Below are 2673 nucleotides of genomic sequence, written 5' to 3'. Positions count from 1 at the left end.
TTTGCTGAAAACCCCGGGATAGAAGCCCAGAATCGCCCTCTGTGGGCCGTTTTGGCTATCAGTACCCCAAAAATGGCATTGTGACCCCGGCGACACCTTAGGCGGCAAAACTGCCCGCCTTAAACCTGAGTTCGGATTCACTTAGAGGAGCGCTCAGCTCCATCAGCGGCGAGCTATGGCAGTTTGGTCCGATTCCACACAAAAGAGGCAATCACCCCCGCGTGGCAATCGATTCTGCATTCGATCGCCACGCGTCAGCGCAGTTGCGTCATTTCGTCGAAGGATGGCTCCGCCGCAAGTTGTCGGCGAGGAGTCTGTGCCAAGCATTCGCGAGAGCCGACCGCACGGTTTGCTGTCTCATTGCTGAGCGGAACGAAGGGCTTCTGCGAATTTTCGGCCTGGTTCTGGATCCACCCCGAAATCCTCGGCATATCGTTCATGAATCTCTGCCCATTGTTCGTGGGCCATTTCTTCAGTCAGGTGCTCACCGCGTAGATGTGGGTCAAGCCGCGAAAGGTAAGTTTCCCAGCCGGCCGCGGTCTGCGCTGCAAGCGGGAGGTCATCAAAGACATGGGTGAAGGTAAGTCGGCAAGCGTCTCCCTCCTGGGTGAGCTTGAAGCTCTGCAGCTGGCCGGCGTAGGACCATGCCAGGTGATGCGGTGCATCGACTTCGGTCACCTCGAGTGTCGCCCCACCAGCTTCGAAGGTCTCCCCCTTCATCGGTGTCCAATCAACAGCTGCCGGGAACCACTGCTCAAGTTCGGCCGGCACGCTCACCGCGCGCCACACCGGCTCAATAGGATGGGCCAAACTGAGATCGAAATGGAGGGCCACGCGGCCGTCGATCAATTCCATGGTTCCGTGAATCATGGGCCCTCCTGCAGCTGCCAATTCTGGGTTTTCGTTGGTCAAGGGTTCTCCTTCGGGTGTCGTTCAAGGGGTTCGCGGTATCGAAGCCGGGGCTAAATATGGAAGAGCATCCTGCGGGTGCTCTTGGACATGGGGCAGGGTCCAAGACTTAACATAGGCCCTCAGGAGTTCATCCTGCCTCAAGAAAATGTGATCCGGCAAGGTGCGCATATCTAGCGTCAGCTCAGCGGCTATTGCAGCTCAGGCCCACTCAATCGCGGGTTCGACCGCTCACCCGCCTTCTGTAAACGCGCCTAACGATACCCTGTTTCTTGCACGCGGCAGTGCGGCAGCCGTCTGACTTGGTGCACTCCACAACACTCGTTGAAGTCGTGCTGCAACGAGAGAACCCCCGGCAAATGTTGTGTTCGTCCACCATCTCGCCGACGTTTCTTCAGCCTGCTTCGCGGACTTGCGCAACCACTGCTCAGAGGTCGGCCATCCGAAATACGACGCGGCGGTAGTTATGTGAATTTAGGGGAAGATCTGCCGGAACCCCTTGGTCGAGTTCATGGAACGTGGTGAGCTCATACGAATCGCCGCCGGCCGGCACGCTCACAATGATGAGTTCGGCCGGGAAGCTAGGGCACGCGCCGCCATCAGCGATGGTCTGGCAGGAAACCGGGCTCGGCATATTAGATGTGCCTGTTAAACATCGGAACCCCTGAACAATAATGTTCAGGGGTTCCGGGACGTTATGTCCGGCGGTGACCTACTCTCCCACACCCTCCCGAGTGCAGTACCATCGGCGCTGTGGGTCTTAGCTTCCGGGTTCGGTATGGGACCGGGCGTTTCCCCCACGCTATGACCGCCGTAACTCTAGTACCGAGCATTCCTTATTCAGGATTACTGGTGGCTTTATCGAGTCACAACAAGTGCTGTGGTTCTTCATCAATAACTATAGCGGAACCAGGAACGTAGCGCGAATCAAAACGTGGCATCCGGACCATGAGGGTAGTCACAGCCAGACCCTCGCGATTCACAGCTGCTCGAACTTCTGAATAGAACTCGGTGCGTTGCCTGGGGACTCATATAGTTTGCGGACGCCGAATCGTCTGTGCTGGAAGGCATCGAACATCCCACTGTCCCATACCGAACGCTTACCAAAATCAGCATCGGATTGCCGTCCGATCCAGAGGGAACCAACGATCTCATCATCGGCATCGACGTTGAACACCAGGTATTGCTCCCGAGGTTTCCCGTTCGGAGACGGTTGGGCTAAGCCGCCGTCGGTTACGTTGTGCGCTTCTACGACGGCGTCGATGTGGCTACCGGCGTACTCTGCTTTGTTGGAGACCAGTCAGGCTGGAATATCCTTCGCGGGCACGGGCAAAAGGTGCGCGTTCATGGACTCAATCCATATGGCAACCTGGCATGATACATTTCATGGAATTTGCCGTTGACTCCATATGGTCGAGTCTTGCGCGCATGTTTCGGTAGTTCTCGACCACTCACTACTGCGCGAGCTTGGGCTATCCCTCACTCGTTCTGGTTAACCGGGTCGTCAAAGCACCGCCTGCACCCCCGGTAGGGAACGGCAAGTACAGAGAGTACGAACTGTAGTGAATCCCTTATCGGCCGAGGCAAGGACGACATCGCTGCGTAGTCCACGCCATTGCGAGCTGTACTTGCCGGCCTTCGGTTCCAGCACCTGGCAGGCCGCGAGCAAGCCCCTTCTACATTCGTCATCCGGAATTTGGCCGGTCGCGTCGGCAACACCGTGGGAGCAATGACTACGGTTCGTGTGTTGTCCGAGGCGTTAAG

The 2673-nt window shown here is 57.2% G+C and carries 2 protein-coding genes and 1 rRNA gene; all 3 read right to left on the bottom strand.

Annotation, left to right across the window (positions count from 1 at the left end):
* Positions 1-357 precede the first annotated feature (357 nt).
* Complete coding sequence (locus AC6CHY_RS19890; protein WP_217391092.1) at positions 358-912, bottom strand: SRPBCC domain-containing protein; 555 nt, start codon at positions 910-912, stop codon at positions 358-360.
* Positions 913-1608: 696 nt separating this feature from the next.
* Positions 1609-1725 (bottom strand): 5S ribosomal RNA (gene rrf, locus AC6CHY_RS19885).
* Positions 1726-1888: 163 nt separating this feature from the next.
* Positions 1889-2086 (bottom strand): hypothetical protein, encoded by a 198-nt coding sequence (locus tag AC6CHY_RS19880; RefSeq protein WP_217391093.1) that lies wholly within the window; start codon positions 2084-2086, stop codon positions 1889-1891.
* Positions 2087-2673 lie beyond the last annotated feature (587 nt).

This window comes from Paeniglutamicibacter sp. GQ140 (genome assembly GCF_059759235.1).
This window is presented reverse-complemented; position numbering and strand designations above follow the sequence as displayed.